This is a genomic window from Schaalia odontolytica, from assembly GCF_005696695.1.
Classification (GTDB): Bacteria; Actinomycetota; Actinomycetes; order Actinomycetales; family Actinomycetaceae; genus Pauljensenia; species Pauljensenia odontolytica_C.
On sequence record NZ_CP040006.1, the window covers coordinates 1,898,360 to 1,919,624 of the forward strand.

General features: G+C 67.7%; 19 protein-coding genes. 6 read left to right on the forward strand and 13 right to left on the reverse strand.

All coding sequences use genetic code 11. The features are described 5' to 3' along the window. Positions 1-6 precede the first annotated feature (6 nt). Positions 7-927: a MerR family transcriptional regulator gene (locus FBF35_RS08435; protein ID WP_060565749.1), complete on the reverse strand. Its 921-nt coding sequence runs from the start codon at positions 925-927 to the stop codon at positions 7-9. 292 nt (positions 928-1,219) lie between these two features. On the opposite strand from FBF35_RS08435, the gene FBF35_RS08440 reads away from it, so the two are divergent. Then, on the forward strand, positions 1,220-1,516 hold the full coding sequence (locus FBF35_RS08440; RefSeq protein WP_003790481.1) for a WhiB family transcriptional regulator: 297 nt from the start codon (positions 1,220-1,222) through the stop codon (positions 1,514-1,516). A 90-nt stretch (positions 1,517-1,606) separates the two neighbouring features. Then, on the forward strand, positions 1,607-2,419 hold the full coding sequence (locus FBF35_RS08445) for a DsbA family protein (RefSeq protein WP_060565750.1): 813 nt from the start codon (positions 1,607-1,609) through the stop codon (positions 2,417-2,419). 108 nt (positions 2,420-2,527) lie between these two features. Here the strand turns inward: FBF35_RS08445 and groES are convergent, their stop codons facing one another. Beyond that, positions 2,528-2,824 (reverse strand): co-chaperone GroES, encoded by a 297-nt coding sequence (gene groES, locus FBF35_RS08450; RefSeq protein WP_003790486.1) that lies wholly within the window; start codon positions 2,822-2,824, stop codon positions 2,528-2,530. Positions 2,825-3,054: 230 nt separating this feature from the next. Between groES and FBF35_RS08455 the strand changes: the two genes are divergently transcribed. From FBF35_RS08455 to FBF35_RS08470, 4 genes are all read left to right on the forward strand, one after another. Then, complete coding sequence (locus tag FBF35_RS08455) at positions 3,055-4,296, forward strand: class I SAM-dependent methyltransferase (RefSeq protein WP_060565751.1); 1,242 nt, start codon at positions 3,055-3,057, stop codon at positions 4,294-4,296. A gap of 65 nt (positions 4,297-4,361) precedes the next feature. Further along, positions 4,362-5,531 (forward strand): glutamate--cysteine ligase, encoded by a 1,170-nt coding sequence (locus FBF35_RS08460; RefSeq protein ID WP_060565752.1) that lies wholly within the window; start codon positions 4,362-4,364, stop codon positions 5,529-5,531. A 145-nt stretch (positions 5,532-5,676) separates the two neighbouring features. Continuing rightward, a complete protein-coding gene (locus FBF35_RS08465; RefSeq protein ID WP_060565753.1) occupies positions 5,677-8,340 on the forward strand; it encodes a bifunctional lysylphosphatidylglycerol flippase/synthetase MprF in 2,664 nt (887 codons plus the stop codon). After that, positions 8,337-9,911 carry an alpha/beta hydrolase gene (locus FBF35_RS08470; protein ID WP_060565754.1) on the forward strand — a complete coding sequence of 525 codons (1,575 nt, stop codon included), beginning with the start codon at positions 8,337-8,339 and terminating at the stop codon, positions 9,909-9,911. Before FBF35_RS08465 ends, FBF35_RS08470 begins: the two co-directional genes overlap by 4 nt. A gap of 15 nt (positions 9,912-9,926) precedes the next feature. Here FBF35_RS08470 and tsaD read toward each other — a convergent pair whose 3' ends face one another. The 11 genes from tsaD to FBF35_RS08525 form a co-directional block, all read right to left on the reverse strand. Further along, entirely contained in the window at positions 9,927-10,982 is a 1,056-nt protein-coding gene (gene tsaD / locus FBF35_RS08475) for a tRNA (adenosine(37)-N6)-threonylcarbamoyltransferase complex transferase subunit TsaD (RefSeq protein WP_034466346.1), read from the reverse strand. An 81-nt stretch (positions 10,983-11,063) separates the two neighbouring features. After that, positions 11,064-11,300: a hypothetical protein gene (locus FBF35_RS08480; RefSeq protein WP_003795596.1), complete on the reverse strand. Its 237-nt coding sequence runs from the start codon at positions 11,298-11,300 to the stop codon at positions 11,064-11,066. Positions 11,301-11,503: 203 nt separating this feature from the next. Then, positions 11,504-12,247, reverse strand: a complete 744-nt coding sequence (locus FBF35_RS08485; RefSeq protein ID WP_003790501.1) for a succinate dehydrogenase/fumarate reductase iron-sulfur subunit — start codon at positions 12,245-12,247, stop codon at positions 11,504-11,506. After that, positions 12,244-14,223 carry a fumarate reductase/succinate dehydrogenase flavoprotein subunit gene (locus FBF35_RS08490; RefSeq protein WP_034466341.1) on the reverse strand — a complete coding sequence of 660 codons (1,980 nt, stop codon included), beginning with the start codon at positions 14,221-14,223 and terminating at the stop codon, positions 12,244-12,246. Before FBF35_RS08490 ends, FBF35_RS08485 begins: the two co-directional genes overlap by 4 nt. A gap of 16 nt (positions 14,224-14,239) precedes the next feature. Beyond that, a complete protein-coding gene (locus FBF35_RS08495; protein ID WP_034466371.1) occupies positions 14,240-14,953 on the reverse strand; it encodes a succinate dehydrogenase cytochrome b subunit in 714 nt (237 codons plus the stop codon). Between the two features lie 231 nt (positions 14,954-15,184). Further along, positions 15,185-15,634, reverse strand: coding sequence for a ribosomal protein S18-alanine N-acetyltransferase (rimI, locus tag FBF35_RS08500; protein WP_034466339.1), 450 nt, complete (start codon positions 15,632-15,634; stop codon positions 15,185-15,187). Then, a complete protein-coding gene (gene tsaB / locus FBF35_RS08505) occupies positions 15,631-16,326 on the reverse strand; it encodes a tRNA (adenosine(37)-N6)-threonylcarbamoyltransferase complex dimerization subunit type 1 TsaB (RefSeq protein ID WP_060565755.1) in 696 nt (231 codons plus the stop codon). The genes rimI and tsaB overlap by 4 nt, the downstream gene beginning before the upstream one ends. A gap of 9 nt (positions 16,327-16,335) precedes the next feature. Continuing rightward, the gene (gene tsaE / locus FBF35_RS08510) at positions 16,336-16,908 is read right to left on the reverse strand and encodes a tRNA (adenosine(37)-N6)-threonylcarbamoyltransferase complex ATPase subunit type 1 TsaE (RefSeq protein WP_003790512.1); all 573 of its coding nucleotides are present in this window, start codon (positions 16,906-16,908) and stop codon (positions 16,336-16,338) included. Continuing rightward, positions 16,905-18,173, reverse strand: a complete 1,269-nt coding sequence (gene alr / locus FBF35_RS08515) for an alanine racemase (RefSeq protein ID WP_060565756.1) — start codon at positions 18,171-18,173, stop codon at positions 16,905-16,907. Before alr ends, tsaE begins: the two co-directional genes overlap by 4 nt. A gap of 72 nt (positions 18,174-18,245) precedes the next feature. Continuing rightward, positions 18,246-20,027: a bifunctional ADP-dependent NAD(P)H-hydrate dehydratase/NAD(P)H-hydrate epimerase gene (locus FBF35_RS08520; RefSeq protein ID WP_060565757.1), complete on the reverse strand. Its 1,782-nt coding sequence runs from the start codon at positions 20,025-20,027 to the stop codon at positions 18,246-18,248. Positions 20,028-20,096: 69 nt separating this feature from the next. Next, complete coding sequence (locus FBF35_RS08525) at positions 20,097-20,996, reverse strand: GRP family sugar transporter (protein ID WP_060565758.1); 900 nt, start codon at positions 20,994-20,996, stop codon at positions 20,097-20,099. Between the last annotated feature and the right edge of the window lie 269 nt (positions 20,997-21,265).

The following is a 21,265-nucleotide window of genomic DNA, read 5'->3' on the forward strand; positions in this document are numbered from 1 at the left end:
AAGGCGTCAGGAGCGGCCGACGAGCTCCAGGTCGGCCTGGGGCGCAAGGAGGGCGAGGGCTTCCTCGACGCAGGCGCTGATGGTGCGCACGCGCTGCACCTGGGGCGAGAGGATCTCGGGGGCGTCCGCTCCCACCATGATCGTCGGCACTCCGTAGCGCGCGACGAGATTTTCTACCGTTTGCGCGCACTCGGGACCGCATCCGAGGACGACAGTGAGGGCGGGGACGCCTCCGCGCACGTACTCGCGGAAGCGTTCGGTGGTGCTGATGCCGCCGTAGTTTTCGCTGGAGAGCATGCGCACGTCGCAGCCGTACCAGGCCAGAGCGACGCCGATGACCTGGGCGGCGGTCTCGTGGAGCGAGTCGGAGATGATCGCGACGCGGTCCCCTCCGACGAGGGAGCGGGCCGGGCGAGACTGGTAGATGGAGCGGCACACGCGCTGGAAGGCGTTGACCAGCATGAGGGCGGGCGTGCTGCCGATGGGTTCGCCGCCCGGAGCGGAGCGCAGGGATTTGAGGGTCGGTTCGACGAATCGCGACCACGTATGGACGAGGCCATGGCTGGCGACGGCCGCCTCGATCACTTCTTCGAGGCGTTGGTAGTCATCGGAGAGGGCGACGGAGCGCAGCTGGGCGGCGTTCGCTGGGCCTCGACGGGGCAGGAGCGTACTTTCTGCGAGGGCGCGCTTGGCGGCCTCGGCGGCGGACATGCCGGCGCGCACGTGGTGGATCATGGCGCGCAGACGGTCAACGTCCTCGGGCTGGTAGCGACGTCGCTCGCCAGTCTCACGCTGCGCGGGGCCGAGGCCGTAGCGTCGTTCCCAGGTGCGCAGGGTGGAGGGGGATACTCCCAGTTCATCGGAGACAGAGGACATGGTGCGGGAGCGGTCGGCGTGCGCCGACTGCGCCAGTATGGCTCGTGGCATGTCCGCTCCCTCCGGTCCTTGTCCGTGCCTTGCTCTGATTCTTGCGTGTTCGCAGCGCGCACGCCACAGGAAGGGACATGTCACCCACATCCAAGTTGTTCAAAAAGTTATTCATAATCTGTTCACTCTGCGCGCCATACGTTTCTCCACGTTTTCACAGCACGGGCACGCTCGATCTGAGAACTGGCTCATAATTCGAGAAAGATCCTTGAATAACTACCGCACAAGTGTCTATTCTTGCCGACATCGTGTGCCGAAAATGTCGGCACGACAGACATGAAGGAGGCACCCAATGACTGACGTCTCCCGTCTGCCCGGACCCATGATCGACGCGTGGGAATGGCAGTACGAAGCGGCGTGCCGAGACCTGGACACCGAGCTGTTCTTCCACCCCGAGGGTGAGCGCGGCTCCACGCGCCGACGCCGTGCAGCAAACGCTAAGGCAATCTGCGCGACCTGCCCGGTTATCGAGCAGTGCCGGTCTTACGCTCTGGCCGCTCAGGAGCCCTACGGCATCTGGGGTGGAATGACTGAAGAAGAACGACGCGAAGAGATCCGCTCCTCCGGACGCGGTCGCCGCGTCTCCTAACGCGCATCCATTTTTCCGGTGCGGCATCGCCACCGCGATGCCGCACCTTTTTACTGCCCGCCACAACGCCCATCCTCTCCGGGAGCTCGCATGACCAGCAACGACACCAAGGCCTCGCAGAAAAAGGCTGAGGACACCTCCACCAACCTGTACAAGACCCTGTTCTTCGTCACCGCACCGATCACCGCGATCCTCGCGGGCGCGTGCGTGTGGATGGGTGTTCAGCTCTCCTCCACCTCTCCGGCGAGCCAGGCAACCCCGGCGGCCACGCCGACCGCGGCCGAACAGATGCCGCAGAACACGGAGACGGCGGCCCCCAGCCAGACGAACGCCAAAAACCTGGAGATCATGAAGTCTTTCATGCGCCACCAGGCTGACGACCCGCAGGCGAAGGGCGACGTGAATGCCCCCGTCACAATGGTGCTCTTCTCGGACTTCGCGTGCCCCTACTGCACGAAGTACGCCCAGGACGTCGACCCCGCGCTGGCCGACCTCGTCGAGGATGGCACCCTGCGCGTGGAGTGGTACGACCTGGCCCAGATCACCGAGACCTCTCCCCTGGCAGCCCAGGCGGGCATCGCTGCGGGCGAGCAAGGTAAGTTCTGGGAGTTCCACGACGTGGTGTACGCAGCGGCCGACCCGACCGGTCACCCCCAGTACTCCGAGCAGGCCCTCGTTGACTTTGCAGCCAAGGCGGGTGTGCCCGACCTGGACAAGTTCCGCGAGACGATGCTCTCCGACCACACCGCCTCCAAGGTGAAGGCGGCCAAGGAACAGGCCCACCAGTCCGGCATCACGGGCACGCCCACGATGTTCATCAACAAGGCGTTCGTCAGCGGCTACCGCGACGCCGCCTACATCCGCAACACCATCCTCGACCAGGCGGCGCAGTCCGCGTCCTGACGCGAGGCCCCGCGCCGCACGGATGCTCGGCGCGGGAGAGACGAACAAAAGGGGCGGCCCGGAAGGAATCCTTCCGGGCCGCCCCTGTAGCGTTCAGGTGCGAAGCGCTCAGCGCTCCACGACCGCCAGCACGTCACGCGAGGACAGGATCTGGAACTCCTGGCCGTCGTACTTGACCTCGGTGCCGCCGTAGCGCGAGTAGATGACGACGTCGCCGACCTTGACGTCGACGGGGATACGGTTACCGTTGTCGTCCACGCGGCCGGGGCCCACGGCGATAACTTCGCCTTCCTGCGGCTTCTCCTTGGCGGTGTCCGGAATGACCAGGCCGGAGGCGGTGGTCTGCTCGGCCTCAACCTGGCGGATGACGATGCGGTCCTCGAGGGGCTTGATGGAGATCGACATTGTCGCTCCCTTTCTTCTTTGTCACGAAGGTGCTCGTCCTTTCCCTGCCGTCGCGGGGGTCAGGTGCAGGACCGGTCGCGGGTGTTCCCGCGCTTCCTCCACGAGTGTAGGCGCGGTCCTGGCACTCGGGCAAGCTGAGTGCCAGGGGCGTTCACCCTGGGCAGACGACGCCCGCACCCGTCCGCAGGCCCCGCACGGCCTCGTCCCTAAAGAGATGGGACAATGAGCGGGTGAGCGCCCTGACACCCATTCTGTCCTCCCCCGGCTGGGAGCTGCTGGAGTCCCTGCAAGCGAAGCAGGCCACCAACCCCATCCCGCTGCCCGAGCTCGGATCCGCCCTGCGCGCCTCCGGCCTCGACGCAGACCTCGTGGTCGCAGTCCTCACCCAGCTGGCCTTGCGCCAGGCCGCGCGTTCAAAATTTGGCCCGTTTGCCTCTCACATGGTGTTCACCCGCGACGGCCTCGAGCAGGCGACACGCCTCGTCGTGGCAGCCCGCCACGCTCAGCGATTCAGGGATTGCGGCGCGACGCGCGTCGCGGACCTTGGCTGCGGCATTGGGTCGGATGCCATGGCGATCGCCGGCCTGGGCATGAACGTGCTGGCGGTCGACATCGATCCCGATACCGCCGGCGCCGTGGCCGCGAACCTGCGAGCCTTCGAAGGGGCAGAGGTGCGCCTCGGGGACGTCACCGACCTCGACATGGACGAGCTGGCCGCCGAGGGCGTCGACGCAATCTTCGCCGACCCGGCCCGCCGCACGGGCGCCTCGCGCGGGTCGGCGCGCATCACGGACCCGGAGCAGTGGTCTCCTCCCCTCTCGCTCGCCCTCGGCTGGGCCTCCACGATCGAACGAGTCGGCATCAAGGTGGCGCCGGGCATCGCGTACGAGCACATCCCCTCCTCCTGGCACGCGCAGTGGGTGAGCGTGGACGGTGATCTCGTCGAGGCCTCGCTCTGGTCCCCCGCCCTGTCCCCCGAGGGCCGTGGGCGCTCCTGCCTCCTCTTGGACGAGGCCGGGGCCGCCCATTCGCTCTCCACACCCGAGGGGTACGCACCCAACGCCCCCGCAGCCCGCGTGGAGGTCGCTCCCCTGGGCGCAATGGTTGCCGAGCCCGACAGCGCGGTTATCCGCTCGGGCCTCCTGGGACGCCTCGCGGACGAGGTCGGCGCGGGCATCGTGTCCGACAAGATCGCCTACCTGACCGGGGATGACCTGCCCGATTCCCCCTTCTACGACCGCTTCGAGGTCCTCGCAGTGACCAACCTGCGAGCAAAGGCGATTTCCGCCGAGCTACGCACGCGCGGCGCGGGCAGCGTCGAGATCAAGAAGCGCGGCGCCGACATCAACCCCGACGACCTGCGTAAATCGCTGAAACTGGGCGGAGGCGACGAGCAGCTGACCGTCATCGCGACGCGCGTGGACGGGCGCCACCGCGCGATCATCTGCCGACGGTTGGCTAAAAACCTGTAAGAAAGCTCTCCGCCGACACCGCTCGCTCCCCTGCCACAATGGAGGAAGCAAGCGAAAGGATTGACATGTCTTTGCCCTTCGGTTCCTCCCAGCGTTCCACGATCGGTGTCGAGTGGGAGCTCCAGCTCGTCGACCGCGACTCCCACGATCTGCGTCAGAGCGCGGACGCAATCATTGACCGCGCCACGACCGACGGGAAGCTCTACCCGGGCGTCCACCGCGAGATGCTGCTCAACACGATCGAGGTCGTCTCCAAGCCGCGCGCAACCGTCGCCGAGTGCATGGCCGACCTCATGGACTGCGTCGACTACCTGACCCCCCTAGCCTCGGACCTGCGCATCGACCTGGCCACCGCCGGCACGCACCCCTTCGCACGCCCGGGCCGCCAGCGCGTCACCGACTCGGAGCGCTACGCGCAGCTGGTGGAGCGCACCGCCTACTGGGGACACCAGATGCTCCTGTACGGCGTCCACGTGCACGTCGGCGTCGAAGACCGCGCGAAGATCCTCCCGATCCAGGCCGCCCTCACCGCCCACCTGGGCCACCTGCAGGCCATCTCCGCGTCGTCCCCCTTCTGGGCGGGCGAGGACACGGGCTACGCGTCCAACCGCGCGATGGTCTTCCAGCAGCTGCCCACCGCCGGCATCCCGCGCCAGTTCGCCACGTGGGAGGACCTCGAGGCCTACACGGACGACATGATCCGCACGGGCGTCATCGAGGGATTCGACGAAGTCCGCTGGGACATCCGCCCCTCGCCGGCCTTCGGCACGATCGAGAACCGCGTGTACGACGCTGCGACGAACGCGACCGAGGTCGCCACCTTCGCGGCCTTCACCCACGTCCTCGTCGAGCACTTCTCGCGCCTGTACGACGCGGGCGAGCCGCTTCCCTCCCTGCCGGATTGGTTCGTCGCTGAGAACAAGTGGCGCTCGGCGCGCTACGGCATGGACGCGACGCTGATCGTGTCGCGCGACGGCGCGACCGAGAGCGCGCGCGAGGGCATCGCGCGATTGAAGGAAGAGCTGGCCCCCGTGGCCGCCGACCTGAACTGCGCACGCGAGTTCGCCGGACTGGAGACGATCCTGACGATCGGCGCCTCCTACGAGCGTCAGCGGGCCGTCGCGGCGGCCGCTCGCCCCGGCCAGGGCCTCGACGCGGTCGTGGACCTCATGCGTGCGGAGATGAGCGCCGGGCGCCCCCTGGCTCTCGCCGAATTCGCAACCCTGAACGCCTAACCCATTCGAAGCGGTGCCCCGCGTCTTCAACGGCGCGGCGCACTGTCGTCATCGCCACACACTCACAGACAGCATTCAGGTGGTTCTCAGATCGCCGCCGTATCCTTGATGTGGCTCGAAACTGACGCTGAGAGGACACTCGCCCGTGGTACAGGAAGCAACACAGACACCCGATACCGACGGCGCACCATCGACGCTCGTCAGGATCACTTCCCCCATCGGAGCATCCCTGCAGACTGTGTGGCTGCTGCTTTCGTCGCTGGCCCACCTCACCATCCGCTGGCTGTCACGATGCCCGGCAACCGCAGTCCTTACGGTCGCCCTGACGATCGTGTCGGCGACCTACTGGGTGTGGCGCGATCAATTCACTGCCCTCGAGGCCGACCCGTCCGGCCCCCATTGGTGGTCGGTTCTCTCCTCCGTCGGCGCGGTGCCCGGCAACTTCATCGCCACCGCCGTGCTCGGCATCGTCACGATGATCATTGCGGGCGGTGCTGCGGAGCGACACCTGGGCACACGCGCATGGGTGGCCGCAGCTGCCGCCGGCCAGGTCGTCGGCATCGCTGCCACCTGGTTGACACTCCCCCTGCTCACCAGGGTGTTCTCTATGTGGGGGCAGACGATCGATGCGGGGAGCCTGTGGGGCACGAGCCTCATCCTCGTCGCCCTCGTGGGCGCCGCAGCGCAGTCACTGGCCTCTCACTGGCGCTGGCGCGCTCGTTTCCTCCTCATCGGAATCCTCCTCCTGTCGGCGGCGATCCTCGGATCGGCGATCTCGTATGCGCGCGTGTGGGCACTCCTCGCGGGCATGGTCGCCGCGCGCCTGGCTGGGGTTCGAGGGGCGCGCAGCGATTCCGGAAACGACATCACGATCGGACGCCAGCTCGCCTCCGTTGCCGCGCTGTGCTGGGCCTGCGCTGCGGCGCTGACCGTTGTTTCTTCGGCCCCCGAAGGACCGCTCGCTCAGATGCGGTGGTCGCTGGGCCCCGCGTGGTGGCTCGAGGGACGCACGGGCGTCATCACAACTCTCCTGTGTCTGGCCCCTATCACGCTCCAGCTAATCTTCGCGTACGGGCTGCGTAAGGGCAGGCGCGCCGCCTACTTCGGTACTCTCATTCTCCAGCTGGTCCTCGGCCTGTCGACGGTCGCGGCGACGGGTGTCGCTCTCACCCAGGGCACCGACGAGAACGGGATGGCCAGGCCCGAGCTCGTCACCACGGCCTCGCTCCTCCTCGTTCCGGTGATCCTCAACGCTGCCCTGTGCGTCATCACGTGGTGGGTGCGCCGTTCCTTCACGATTCACGCGGAGCCCTCCACGACCTCGACCCTGGTGCGGCGCTGGCTGCTCCTCATGGTCGGCTGCGCGGGCGCGGTCCTCGTCCTCGGGTTCCTCACGAGCGACTCGTTCGTCCCCCTCGAGGCCCTCAACTCCGGCGACGACCTGACCGTCACCGACTATGCGTCTCCCCTGCAGATCCTCCACGACTACACCCTCGCGCTGCTCCCCACGGCGACGGCTTCGATCTTCGAGCCATCCCTGGTTCCGATGACTCTCTTCGCCGAGGCGCCCGTCCTGTGGGTTCCCCTCGTCGCCTGGGTCGGCACCCTCGCGATCATCCTGAGCGCGCTGCTCGCTCGGCCCCGTATCCCGCTGTCCTCGCCGCTCGAGAGCCTCACGCCGCTCCTGCGCGCCCACGGAGCGGGCACCCTCGGGTGGATGCAGACCTGGGAGGGCAACCAGGTGTGGGTCTCCCCTACCGGCGAGGCCGGGGTCGCCTACCGCGGATCGGGCGGAGTCGCGCTGACGGTCACAGACTTGGCGTACGAGCCGGGCAAGGCCTCCGAGGCGATCGCGCTGTTCTCAGCCTTCGCGTCCGACTCGGGCCTGACCCCCGCGCTCTACTCGGTCCACGAGGAACTCGCGCAGGCCGCGCGCGAGGAGGGCTGGACGATCATGCAGGTCGCCGAGGAGTCACTGCTGGACCTGCCCGGCCTCGCTTTCAAGGGCAAGGCCTACCAGGACGTGCGCACCGCCATGAACCACGCGTCCCGCGAGGGCGTTGAGGCCGTGTGGACTACCTGGGAGGAGTGCCCGGCGGGCTGGCGCGATCAGATCACCGTCATCTCCGATACGTGGAGCGACGACAAGGCCCTGCCTGAGATGAGCTTTACGCTCGGTGGTGTTCGAGAGCTTGCGGTCCCCGAGACGCGCATCCTGGTCGCCATCGACGAGGAGTCGACGATCCACGCCGTGACTTCGTGGTTGCCGATCTACCGCGACGGAACAGTCGTCGGCCTGACCCTGGACGTCATGCGTCGGCGCACGACCGGGTGGCGTCCCGCGATCGAGTTCCTCATCGGCAAGGCCGCCCTGGCGGCACAGGAAGAGGGGCTCGAGATCCTGTCTCTGTCGGGTGCTCCCCTGTCGCGCTCGGCCGATGACACCTCGGCCTTTGGCCCCCTCACCGACGCGCTGGCCGCCATCATGGAGCCGCTCTACGGCTTCACCTCGCTGCACGCGTTCAAGCGCAAGTTCAAGCCCCGCACGCAGTCCCTGTACCTGGCGGTGCCGGATCCCGCATCCCTCGCGACGGTCGGACTGGCCATCTCGCACGCCTACGTTCCCCACGTATCCCCTGCGCAGACCCTCACGCTCGTCGCCTCCGTCGCCGGCGGCCTTGCCAAGCTCGCCGCGAAGGGTGTCGGCGACCTGCGATCGACGCGCGCCGCCTCCCGGGAGAGCGCTCCCGACGCGGAAGCGCTCGCTGCCACGGCCTCGTCCGATGGGGGCGGAAAGGAGCAGCGATGAGCGTTTTGGGAAGCATCCCCCTGACCTCGATCAAAACCCTGGTAGCGGTCGCCGTCCTGGCGGTTCTGTCTCTATTGGCGGGGGCGGTCCTACTCGCCCGATCGGCCCCCGCTCGCTGCCCGGGACGCACGAGGCGGTGGCTGGGACGCGCGGTCATCCTCCTCGTGCCTACGATCCTTATCGCGTCCGCGGGGGCGCTCGTCTTCAATCGCTCGCTCGGCCTTGTGAAGACCAGCGGGGATCTAGCGAAACTCGCCCTGTCGACCACCGTTGGAACAACCGCCCAATCCGGCGGCGAGGCCGACGTCAACGCGCAGTCCGCTGCCGCATCCGAACTCGACGCAACCTTCACAAAGACCGAGGACGGCATGCTCCAGACCACCTGGACCGGCCCGTCAAGCGGGATCACCCAGGACGTCTTCGTTATCACCCCACGCGACTACTCCCCCACCGACGGCAAGACCTACGCGGTCATCGAGCTGCTCCACGGCTACCCCGGCGGCCCCGACGGCACCATGCAGGGCGCGCAGGTACAGGAAGCCCTGAACAACGCCATCGACGCGGGGATCATCCCGCCGACAATCATCGTCGGCCCCTCCCTCAACGTCGACGAGGAGGCCCACGACTGTGCCGACATCGAGGGGCGCCCCGCCGTCTACACGTGGGTGTCCCACGACGTCCCCGAGATGATCCGACACAACTTCCCCAATACGACGTCCAATCGCGACGCCTGGATGATCGGCGGCTTCTCCGCCGGCGCCTACTGCGCGATCTGGACGGCCCTGCGTACGCCCGAGACCTACGGCGCCGCCGCCTCGCTGTCCGGCTATGACACGCAGATCGAGGGACAGATGACCAACCAGGGCGACCAGTACCTGGCCGACAACACGCTGTCGATCATGCTCGCAAATCGCACCCCCGACGGGATGCGCATCTACGCGATGGCCGCCGGCGACGACGCCGTTGGCGGCGCGTACACCGCCCTCAAGATGGCCTCAACCGTCAAGGAACCCGACAGCGTCACCACGGACGTCCCTCCGAGCGGCGGGCACGCGGGCCCGCTGTGGCGCGAGCACATTCCGACAATGCTGGCGTGGTGGGGGTCCTCCGACCGGGTCTCCCGGGCCGTCGGCGCCGCTTCGACGGCGGCGACCGCACAGTCCTCCGACGCCAGCGCGTCCATCGTCCCGGTGACGACCGTGACGCACGAGGTCCGGCCGACCGCCCCGAACGGGTACCTGACGCTGGGCCTCCTGATCGCCGGCGTGCTCGTCTCACTCGTGGTCGCGTGGACTGTCGCGCCGCGCTGGCAGCTGCACCGTCACGACGACGAGCGCGAACAGGCCGACGACCATCCGCACCGGGCGCGTCACCGCGCGCAACGCTCGGGTCTCTTCGCCTCTGTACCGCGTCCCGCGCTCCGGGTACTCGGATACCTAGCGCGTCTGATCTCCCTCGGGGCGGCCACGGTAAGCGCCGCGCTTCTCGTCGGCATTGCCGCCAACATGGTGGGCGGCTTCTACACCTCGTGGAGCTCGATCGCGCAGAGCTTTATGGACGGCCTGCGCTAGGCCCGCGGACCGCTCTCAGGCGCGCGGCGCCAGATACGTCGTCGTCAGCTCCATGCCCGAATCCGGGGAGAAGTCCCAGTCCGACGGCGGCAGGCCAGCCGCGACCAGCTCGGAGCCAATCGCCGCGATCTGAGCACCGTTGTCCGTGCAGAAGCGCAGAGGGGGCATGCGAACCTGAACGCCGGCCGCCTCGGCCCGCTCCGTCAGCAGGGCGCGCAGTCGGGAGTTCGCGGAGAACCCGCCGCCCACGACGATCGTGTCGCATCCGGTGTCCAGCGCCGCGCGCACGGCCTTCGCGGTCAGGGAATCGTTGACGGCCTCGGAGAAGGCGGCGCACACGTTTTCCTTGCTGACGACCTCGCCGCGCGCGGTCGCACCCTCGATGTATCGGGCGACGGCGGTCTTCAGGCCCGAGAAGGAGAAGTCGTACTTGTGACGTTCCTTGTCCTTGCCGGCAGCCAGGCCGCGCGGGAAACGGATCGCCTCGCGATCCCCCTGCTGGGACAGACGGTCCACGTGCGGGCCGCCCGGGTAAGGCAGGTCGAGGAGGCGCCCGACCTTGTCGAAGGCCTCGCCCGCGGCGTCGTCCAGGGTTCCGCCCAGCTCGACGACGTCGGTCGCGATGTTGCGGATCTCGAGGATGTTGGAGTGGCCTCCGGAGACGACGAGTCCGATGAAGTGCTCAGGCAGCGGCCCGTCAGCGAGCTTATCGACGGCCAGGTGGCCGATCACGTGGTTGACGCCGTACAGGGGCTTGCCCAGGGACGAGGCCAGCGCCTTCGCCGCGCAGATCCCAACGGTCAGCGAACCGACGAGGCCCGGTCCGGCCGCAACCGCGATCGCGTCCACGTCCGCAAGCGTCACTCCGGCCTCGTCGAGCGCAGCATCCAGCGTAGGCAAGAAGGACTCGAGGTGCGCGCGCGACGCGATCTCGGGGATGATGCCGCCGTAGCGGGCGTACTCATCCATCGACGTGGCCGTGCGGTCGACCAGCAGCTGCGTACCGCGCACGAGGCCGACGCCGGTCTCGTCGCAGGTTGACTCAATACCAAGGACCAGGGGTTCACTCACGCCCCCAGTTTAATCCGCGCATGCGGGCACCGCCGCACGCACGAAGCAAGCGGGTCCGCCGCGTGCGGAGTCGGCGTCGATCTAATCGCGAGAACGCGCGTTCGCGATGAACATCGAGACGCCCGCAACCGCGAAAACCAGCAGGCTCCAGGGGAACAACGAATCGGCGATCGGCTTGATCTGGGGAGAGCCAAAGAGCATGCCCAGGAGCAGGAGGATCGACAGAATCGCAAAGGCGATCATCGCCGTGATGCCGACGGTCGCGCTGACCCAGTAGCGGCGCGTATGCGTGTTCGGACCGGTTTCATCAAATTGCATGGCGTGCTCCTCTCTGAGCCGATGATGCCTCCATGATACGACGCCTACCGCACCGTCATGAGCATTTTGCGTGCGCTACGGCAGCTGTCTCGCCGTGTCATCACCCCACTATCACATCACTGTGCCACCACGTTTGCTCCCCATAAACGCGGGAGGGCCCGGCGCGTGCGCGCCGGGCCCTCCGCGAGGCCACTCCAGCCGAATCAGACGCCCTTGAAGGCAGCCTTGCCGAGCTGGCGGTTGAGGTTTGCGATCACGTCGAGCGGGATCTGCTTGGGGCAGACCTCAGCACACTCGCCGATGTTCGAGCAGGAGCCGAAGCCCTCCTCGTCCATCTGGTTGAGCATGTTGACGACACGCTTGTAGTTCTCGGGCTTGCCCTGCGGGAGCAGGCCGAGGTGCGTGACCTTCGCCGAGGTGAAGAGCATCGCGGAGGCGTTCGGGCAGGCAGCCACGCACGCACCACAGCCGATGCACGCGGCGGCCTCAAACGCGCGATCCGCGTCCTGCTTCGGGACCGGGGTCGCGTGCGCGTCGGGGGCTGCACCCGTGTTCACGGAGATGTAGCCGCCGGCCTGGATGATGCGATCCAGGGCGCTGCGGTTGACCACGAGGTCCTTGATGATAGGGAAGCCCGATGCACGCCACGGCTCGATCGTGATGACGTCGCCATCGTTGAAGGAACGCATGTGCAGCTGGCAGGTCGTGGTGACCTCCGGGCCGTGAGCGATACCGTTGATGACGATGCCACACTGACCGCAGATGCCCTCGCGGCAGTCGGAGTCGAAGGCGATGGGTTCCTCGCCACGTGCGAAGAGCTCTTCGTTCAGGACGTCGAGCATCTCCAGGAACGAGGACTCTTCCGAGATTCCCTTCACCTGGTATTCATGAATTGCGCCCTTGTCTTCGGGACCGTTTTGGCGCCAGATCCTCAGTGTCAGGTTCACTTGTAGCTCCGCTGCTTCAGCTCGATGTCGTTGTAAATCAGGTCTTCCTTGTGGAGGATCGGGGGCTCGCCTTCGCCAGCGTATTCCCAAGCCGCCACGTACAGGAACTTGTCGTCGTGACGCAGGGCCTCACCCTCGGGAGTCTGGGACTCCGCGCGGAAGTGGCCGCCACACGACTCTTCGCGGTGCAGCGCGTCGATGCACATGAGCTCGCCCAGCTCCATGAAGTCGGCGACGCGGCCGGCCTTCTCGAGGGACTGGTTGAGTTCACCGATCGACTTGCCGGGAACGCGAACGTTCTTCCAGTAGTCGGCGCGCAGCTCGCGGATCAAACCGATGGCCTTCTTGAGGCCTTCCTCGGTACGCTCCATGCCGCAGTACTCCCACATGATCTTGCCCAGCTCCTTGTGGAACGAGTCCACGGAGCGGGTGCCGTTGATCGACATGAGGGTGTCGATGCGGCCCTGCGCCGAGTCGAGAGCTTCCTTCACAGAAGGCGAGTTCTCGTCCAGCTTGGGCAGGTGGAAGCAGTGCGCCAGGTAATCGTTGATCGTGTTGGGCAGGACGAAGTAGCCGTCCGACAGGCCCTGCATGAGCGCCGAGGCACCCAGGCGGTTCGCGCCATGGTCGGAGAAGTTCGCCTCGCCGGCCACGTACAGACCGGGCAGGTTCGACTCGAGGTCGTAGTCAACCCACAGGCCACCCATGGTGTAGTGGACGGCCGGGTAGATGCGCATCGGCACCTCGTAGGGGTTGTCGCCCGTGATGCGCTCGTACATGTCGAAGAGGTTGCCGTACTTGGCGGACACGGCGGCCAGGCCCATACGGTTGATCGCGTCGGAGAAGTCGAGGTAGACGCCGCGGGCGACACCGTCGATCTTCGGGCCGACGCCGCGGCCCTCGTCGCACATGTTCTTGGCCTGACGCGACGCGATGTCGCGGGGCACGAGGTTACCGAACGAGGGGTAGATGCGCTCCAGGTAGTAGTCGCGATCCTCTTCGGGGATCTCACGCGGGTCCTTCTCGCAGTCCTCAGCGCGCTTGGGAACCCAGATGCGGCCGTCGTTACGCAGCGACTCCGACATGAGGGTCAGCTTCGACTGCTGGTCGCCGTGCTGGGGGATGCACGTGGGGTGGATCTGCGTGAAGCAGGGGTTGCCGAAGTAGGCGCCCTTGCGGTACGCACGCCAGATGGCGGTCGCGTTGCAGCCCATCGCATTGGTGGACAGGAAGAACACGTTGCCGTAGCCGCCGGTGGCCAGGACGACCGCGTCGGCGATGAAGGTCTCGAGCTTGCCGGTGGACATGTCGCGGGCGACGATTCCGCGGGCCTTGCCCTCGTCGACGATGAGCTCGACCATCTCGTGACGTGAGTGCTCGGTGACGGTACCCGCTGCGACCTGACGCTCGAGCGCCTGGTAGGCGCCGATCAGCAGCTGCTGACCCGTCTGGCCACGCGCGTAGAACGTACGCGACACCTGCACGCCACCGAAGGAGCGGTTGTCGAGGAGGCCGCCGTACTCGCGGGCGAAGGGGACGCCCTGGGCGACGCACTGGTCGATGATGTTGGCGCTGACCTCGGCGAGGCGGTAGACGTTGTCCTCGCGAGCGCGGTAGTCGCCGCCCTTGACCGTGTCGTAGAAGAGACGGTAGACGGAGTCGTTGTCGTTGCGGTAGTTCTTCGCGGCGTTGATACCACCCTGCGCGGCGATGGAGTGCGCGCGGCGGGCGGAGTCCTGGTAGAAGAAGCAGTCGACGTTATAGCCCATTTCGCCGAGCGAGGCGGCGGCGGCGCCGCCCGCGAGGCCGGAGCCGACGATGATGACGCGCAGCTTACGGCGGTTGGCGGGGTTGACCAGCGCGGCGCTGAACTTACGCTGCTCCCAGCGCTGCGCGATCGGGACGTCGTGGGGGGCCTTCGTGTCAGCGATCTTCTCGCCTTCACGGTAGAGGCCGTGGATGAGTGTATCGGTCATGATTGCGTGCCCTTCCTCAGTGGATCAAGCCGGTGACGATGGCGACGGGCGGGGCCATGAACATCACGAAGATGACCAGACCGACCAGGCCCGAGAGGAGAACCAGCGGCTTGCGGGTCGCGTTACGCACCCAACCGAGCGACTGGAACATGGACCAGAAGCCGTGGGAGACGTGGATGCAGGCGCAGCCGACGAACACGGCGTAGAGGATCACCAGGACCGGCGACTGGAAGGAAGCAACCATACGGGCGTAGGGCGTGGTGACGTCAGCGCCGAAGTTCGCGACCTTCGCGGGCAGGCTCACGGTGGTGAAGTGAGCGATGTGGAAGATCAGGATCAGCAGGATGAGAACACCGCTCATACGCATGGTGCGAGCCGCATAGGAGTCCGAGACGGACTTCTTGACGACGTAGCGGGTGGAGCGAGCGCGACGCGAACGCTTCCAGGTGTAGGCGGCGGCCCACAGGTGGATGATGAGCATCAGCACCATGGCGGCGCGGAAGACCCAGATGAATCCGCCGTGCGGGAAGATCGGCACGAAAGCCTCTTCATGCAGCCAGTGCGCGTAGTCGTTGTAGACCTCCGCGCCCAGGAACATCTTGAGGTTGCCGTAGGAGTGGAACAGCAAGAAGAAAACGAAAACGAAGCCCGAGACGGCCATCAGCTGCTTAATAAAGACGCTGGTGGTCCACGCGCGGCGCTTCTTCGTTGCGACATTTTGAGTGGCCATGCCATGAGCATATCGACGCTTTTCGTCCGCTTCGTAGGACCATGGCACGAGGCCGCCCGCGAAGGATCTCGACACGGTGTCATTTTCGGCCATTTTCCGCGGTTATCTCGGGCAGCTTGAGCCGCTATCGCAAGGAAAACACCTAGGACCATCGACCCCGCAAACGGGGGTAAAAAGACACGAATTTTGATACACCGACCATACCTATTTAGTGGCGGTCGTCGCATCACCTCAGATCAGGGGCGCCCTCATCTCGACGGCCTCTTCGACGGGGTTACGGAAGTAGCGCGGACGACGCCCGATTTCAACGAAGCCTCGGGACTCGTACAGGCCGATGGCCCCCTCGTTGGAGGGGCGCACGTCGAGGAAGATCTCGCGCGCTCCAGCCTCGCGCGACCACTCCAGGAGGACATCCAGGATGGCCGCGCCGATACCTCGGCCCCGCGCGTGAGCGCGCACGCCGATGGTCATGACGTCGGCTTGGTCTCCACCGACCTTGACTCCTCCGTATCCGACGACGTCGCCGGACTCATCCGTGGCGATCCAATAGCGCGAGGCCGGGGAGGAAAGTTCCTCGGCGATCATGTAGGGGGTCCAGGGGTCCTCGGGGAACACCTCGGCCTCGAGGGCGGCGAAGAGTTCGAGGTCGCCCGGCTCCGCGACGCGCAGCGTGGCGTTCACAGGCGCGCGGTGGGCTGGCCCTGAATGTCGGGGCGACGCAGGTACAGGGGGTCGGTGCGCAGGCGATCGTCTTCGCCGCGCGACAGGCGCGTGGCGACGATGCGGCTCATGACGGCGGGATCGAGGCTCACCTGGGGTCCGAGGTCTACGTGCGCGAGCGCGTCGACGCTGTGCGCGGGGATCGGCGCTCCCGCGACGACGAGGCCGGGGGCGGTCCGCATGGCGCCCAGGAGCGCGCTGACGTCGCCGACTTCGAGGCGCCCCTCGAGGGTGACGTCGTCGGGCCCGGCGGCCACGTACGAGCCCCAGTAGAGTTCGCGGCGGCGCGCGTCGGCGATCGCGTAGACGCGAGTGTCGGGAGGCAGGAGGTCGAGGCCCTGCCGGGCGATGACGTCGAGGGCTGACACGCCGTAGGCGGGCACGCCGGCGACCGAGGCGAGGACGCGGGCGGAGACGAGGCCGGCGCGCAGCCCGGTGAAGGGGGCGGGGCCGGTGCCCACGAGGACGCGATCAATGCCGGCATCCGCGAGCTGCGCAGGCAGGCCTGCTGCCGCGAGCGCCTCGCGCACGAGCGGGGTGATGGATTCGGCGTGGTGGCGCCCGGAATCGTTCTGGGCGCGGCCGAGAACGCGGCCGTCGTCGATGATGGCGACGGTGGTGGCTGCTTGGGTGTCTAGGGCTATCTCTCGCACGGTGTGATCCTACTCGTCGGTGTCAGCCTCGTCGATGCGGGTTCCGCCATGGGCGGCGACGACGCCGTCGAGGACGCCGTCCCAGCGGTGCCCGTGGGCGTGCAGGACGATGACGCGTGTGCCGTCGTCCATGTTCTCCAGGTCGATGACGTCCCCGTCGTGGGCGGCCTCGCCGCCCGAGGCCCGGCGCACCTCGATGGAGAGGCGTTCGTCGCTCATGGCCTCGGTCTTGCCTTCGCCCCATTCGACGACGGTGACGGCCTCGTCGAGGGAGGAGTCGAGGTCGAGGGTCTCGAGGTCGTTCAGGTCGGTGATGCGGTAGGCGTCCGCGTGGATGAGGTCGGGGCCGCCGCTCAGAGAGGGGTGCACGCGGGCGACGATGAACGTCGGGGATGCGACGCGTCCGCGCACGCCCATGCCGACGCCGATGCCCTGGGTGAGGGTGGTCTTGCCCGCGCCGAGGCCCCCGGAGAGCATGAGGAGGTCTCCGGCCGCGAGGATGCGACCAAGGTCTTCGCCGAACGCGCGCGTCTGGTCGGCGTCGCGCGTCGACACCTCGTAGGAGGCGATGGGCTGGGTCATGAGTTGCTCCCGAAGGTCGCGTCGGCGCCATCCCGGTAGATGCGGGGGATGTGTGCGCCCAGGTGGGTGACGATTTCGTAGTTGATGGTACCGGCTGCCTGTGCCCAGTCGTCGGCCAAGGCCTCGCCATACTCACCGGAGCCGAAGAGGGTGGCGATGTCGCCGGGGACGGCGGGGGCTTGCCCGCTGCGCGCGGTCGGCGTTCCAGGGCATCCCTCGGCTGGCCCGAGGTCGACCATGAACTGGTCCATGCACACGCGTCCGATGAGGGGCGCGTTAAAGGGGCCGGAGGCGGTGTGGACGACGACGCGTGCCCGGTTGGAGGCGGCGCGCAGGATGCCGTCGCCGTAGCCGAGGGGGACGAGGCCGATCCAGCGGCGCGTGGGCGCGACCCAGGTTCCACCGTACGAGGCCGGGGTCCCCTCTTCGATGACCTTGACGGAGGTGAGGGGCGCGCGCAGCTCGAGGGCGGGGATGAGGCCGAGTTGCTCGGAGGTGGCGACCGCCGGGTCGGGGCTCAGCCCGTACAGGCCGATGCCGGCGCGGACCATGTCGTAGTGAGCCTCGGGGTGCCACAGGATGCCCGACGTGGCGGACAGGTGGCGGATGCGCGGCGTGATGCCTGCATCGGCGAGGATCGACAGGCCCTCCTCAAAAATGCGCACGTGGCTCGCGGTCGAGGCGTTGCCCGCCTCGCTGGGGTCGTCGGCGCGGGACATGTGGCTCCAGGCGCCCACGACATCGACGAGGCCGTCGTCGGCGGCCATACGCAGGGCCGAGGCCAGGGCGGGCAGGTCGGCGAGGGTGGAGCCCGCGCGGGACATGCCGGTGTCGATCTTGACGTGGACGCGCGCGGGGCGGCCGGCTTCTCGGGCGGCGGCGCAGATGTCAGCGAGCACCCACGTCCACGACACGGACAGGTCGATGTCGGCCTCGATCGCGGCCGCGAAGTCGGAGGAGGAGGTGGAGATCCACGCGAGGATGGGCGCGTCGGCTCGGGCGATCCCGGCCTCGTCGAGGCCTCGGCGCAGCGTGAAGGCCTCGGCCAGCTGGGCGACACCCAGCCAGTCGGCGCCACCGTCCAGGGCGGCGCGGGCGACCGGGAGGAGTCCGTGCCCGTAGGCGTTCGCCTTGACGGTCGCGAGCTGGAGCGCGCCGGGGGCGGCTGCGCGCAGGACGCCCAGGTTGTGACGGATTGCGGCCAGGTCGACGGCCGCGGATGACGGGTAGTCCCGTCCTTCGACTCGTTCGTCTGTGGAAATCACGCCTCTAGTATCTCACGGCGCGCGCCGACCGCCCCCACGTTCGTCGTCTGCGCGGGCATAGCGACCAGGCCATCACGCCGTGGGCTGCGACAGGACCTTACCGATCGCGGCCGCAATGTCCGAGGCCTGAATGGGCGCAAATCCACGGAAAGCGTCGGCGGCCACCCGAGCTGCTCGCCCGTGGACGCTCACCGCCGCCGCCAGGCGTCCCGGGGTGACGCGCTGGGGCTGCCCATCGGGGCCGGGCACCGCGTCCCCTTCATCGACCGGTCGGGCGAGGACGCCGGCGAGGAATCCGGCGAGCACATCCCCGTTGCCGGCGACGCCCGCCCAGGAGGTCGTCACCTGGCCGACCGTCGGGGTGTAGGAGCGCACGAGGCGCCCCTGCGGCAGCGCGTCCACGTCGGGCCATGCCTCCGCGGCATTGAGCGCACGCTGGAAGGCCTCCTGCACCTCCGTATCGACGTATTCGAAGGAGTAGACGATGGTGACGGGCCCCTTGAGGATCACGTGGCAGCCCGTCGCCTCGTGGAGCGCGCGGGCGTAGCGCAGAGGCGCGGCGGCAACCTCGGCCCGCGTCACCGGAGTGCCGAGGCGCCCCAGAAGGCGCGCGGCCTCGCCGTAGTGCGGGGTGAGGACGGTGGCGTCAGGCTTGATGGAACTCGCCAGCTCGGGGACGAGATCAAGCGCCCACGCATCGATGACGAGGGGCATGCCCGATTGCCCGCAGAATTGCGCGAGCTCGAGCGCGTCCTCGCGCCGATCCTCGTCGAGGCCGGGGCCGATGAGGGCGGACTGGATGCGCCCGCCGACGGTGACAACGCCGGGCTGGTCGGCGAGCACGAGGTCCTGGACGCGCCTCGTGGAGTTCAGACGCACCATGCCCACACCCGCGGCCAGTGCGCCGCGCGTCGCGAGGAGGCCAGCTCCCGGGTAGGTGTCGGATCCGGCGACGAGGCCGACGACGCCGCGCGCGTACTTGTCGTCGGAGAAAGCGGGGACGGGGACGACCTCGTGGGCAGAGACGGCCTCGTCGACGACGTAGAGGTCATCTGCGCCGATCGCGCCGTCATCACCCTGGGCGCGGCCCACCCCATTGCTATCCCAGTCCATCGTCACGAGGCTGATGTCCCCGGTGAACTCGACGGCGGGAGGCAGGACCTGCGCGCGCTTGTAGGTGCCGACCGCGAGGGTGTGGGTGGCGCGCAGGATCGGGCCCGTGATCGCGCCGTCGTCGTCGGTCAGGCCCGAAGGGACGTCAATCGCGATGACGGGGCGCGGCTTGATGGCGGAGAGCCTGTTGAGGAGCTCCACGGATTCCGCGAGCGCGCCCGTGAGCGGGCCGTGGGCACCGGTTCCCACGATGCCGTCGATCCAGGTGTGCGCGAGAAAGACCTCGGACCACGCGGGAGTGTTCTCGATGGAGCGCAGCGACTGTCCGCCGAGGTCGATGATGCGTACGCCCGCTTCCTGGGCGGCGGCGAGGGCGCGGCGGTGGCAGCGCTTCTTCAGGAGGTAAGCGGTCGCTCCAATTCCTCCGCGCGCGAGGATCGCGCAGGCGTAGAGGGCGTCCCCGCCGTTGTCTCCGCCTCCGACGAAGGCTGTGACACGGCTGGCGATCCAGTCGACCCCTTCATCGTCGCCGTTTTCCTCAGCATCCGCGTTGGGATCAGTGTCCTCGCCGTTCCAGCTCACGGGCAGGTCTGCGCAGCGCACGACCGCGGCCGCGACCTCGCCCGCAACGTCGAGCATGTAGCGGTCCGGATCACCCTCGGAAACCGCCTGGTCAACGCACTTTTTCTCCAGTTCCCGCGCGTCGGCGAAGGACAGGGCAGCTCCATCAATCGTGAACATGCGCCATATTGTTTCACACCGCACACGCCTGGGGTGGCCGCTTGCGCGACGACGACGCCGTCGCGCCGATCAGGCGACGTCGAGGGTCTTGGCGACGCCCGCCAGGACCGCGCCCACGATGACGAGCGCGACGCCAATGATGGTCCAGCGCAGCTCCTTGCGCGAGCGCGTCTCGTGGAGCCACAGGATGCCCAGCGGCGTGGAGATGAGGATGCCGAGCTGGGAGAGCGTGAAGCCCGTTCCCGCGCCCAGCTTGTTGGAGTTGAGCTGGAGCAGCAGGATGGCGGTGCCCCACAGGACGCCGTTGAAGATCGAGGGGATCATGCGGCGGTGGCGCAGCGAGTCCTCGGGGTCGACGCCGCCACGGCCCTGGATCGCGAAGAAGATCGCGCAGTAGACGGTGTAGCCGACCGCCTGGGGCAGGAGGAACTCGGCGGGCTGGATCGCAAAGAACTTGATGATGAGCGGGAAGGCGACGAGGCCCAGCGTCGAGGTCGTCAGCAGGAAGGCGCCGCGCTTCCAGTCAAGGGAGGCCGCGTCGGAGCCGGACTCGGAGCGCGACAGGAACCAGATGCCGACAATGAGGACGGCGATGGCGGCGAGGCCGTAGGGCAGCGCGCCACCGTGCAGCCACTCGCCGAAGATGGCGATGCCCGCCAGGGACATGAGGACCAGCTGGCCGCCGGTGGACAGGGGCATCGTGCGGCTCATGCCCAGGACCGAGTAGGAGCGCAGCTGATCGCACACGCCGACGCCCAGGAGCAGGCCGGTCAGGAATGACACACCCAGGTTCAGCGGCGTCCACGCGGGGTGCATGAAGGGGGTGGCAACGGCGGCCATGAGCAGGCCGCCGAGGACGGCGCCCATGACTCGCTGGCGGTCTGATCCGCCGGTCTTTCCCATCAGCGTCGTGGCGACGCCGAAGAAGACAGAGGGCAGGATTCCGATAAGGATCGTGGACAGGGTCATATGCACACCTCCTGGGGTGGTCGCGGCCATCGTTTCACGAGGCCGGGGTTGACTTGCATTGTTGGGTGCGGCGCACGCGGCGCCACCCTTTCCACGCTAGTCACCCCCTCCCCCACCCTCGCACGCTCGATCGCCGTTTTGGCTAGTGTTTCACAGCATTTTCGTGAACGCATTCACCCTTTACGGGCCGTTCGATGACGCAGCACACCTGGGCGCATCCCTATCTGACGGGGCGTCATAAACGCAGCACGGGCCTCGTCCCACATGAG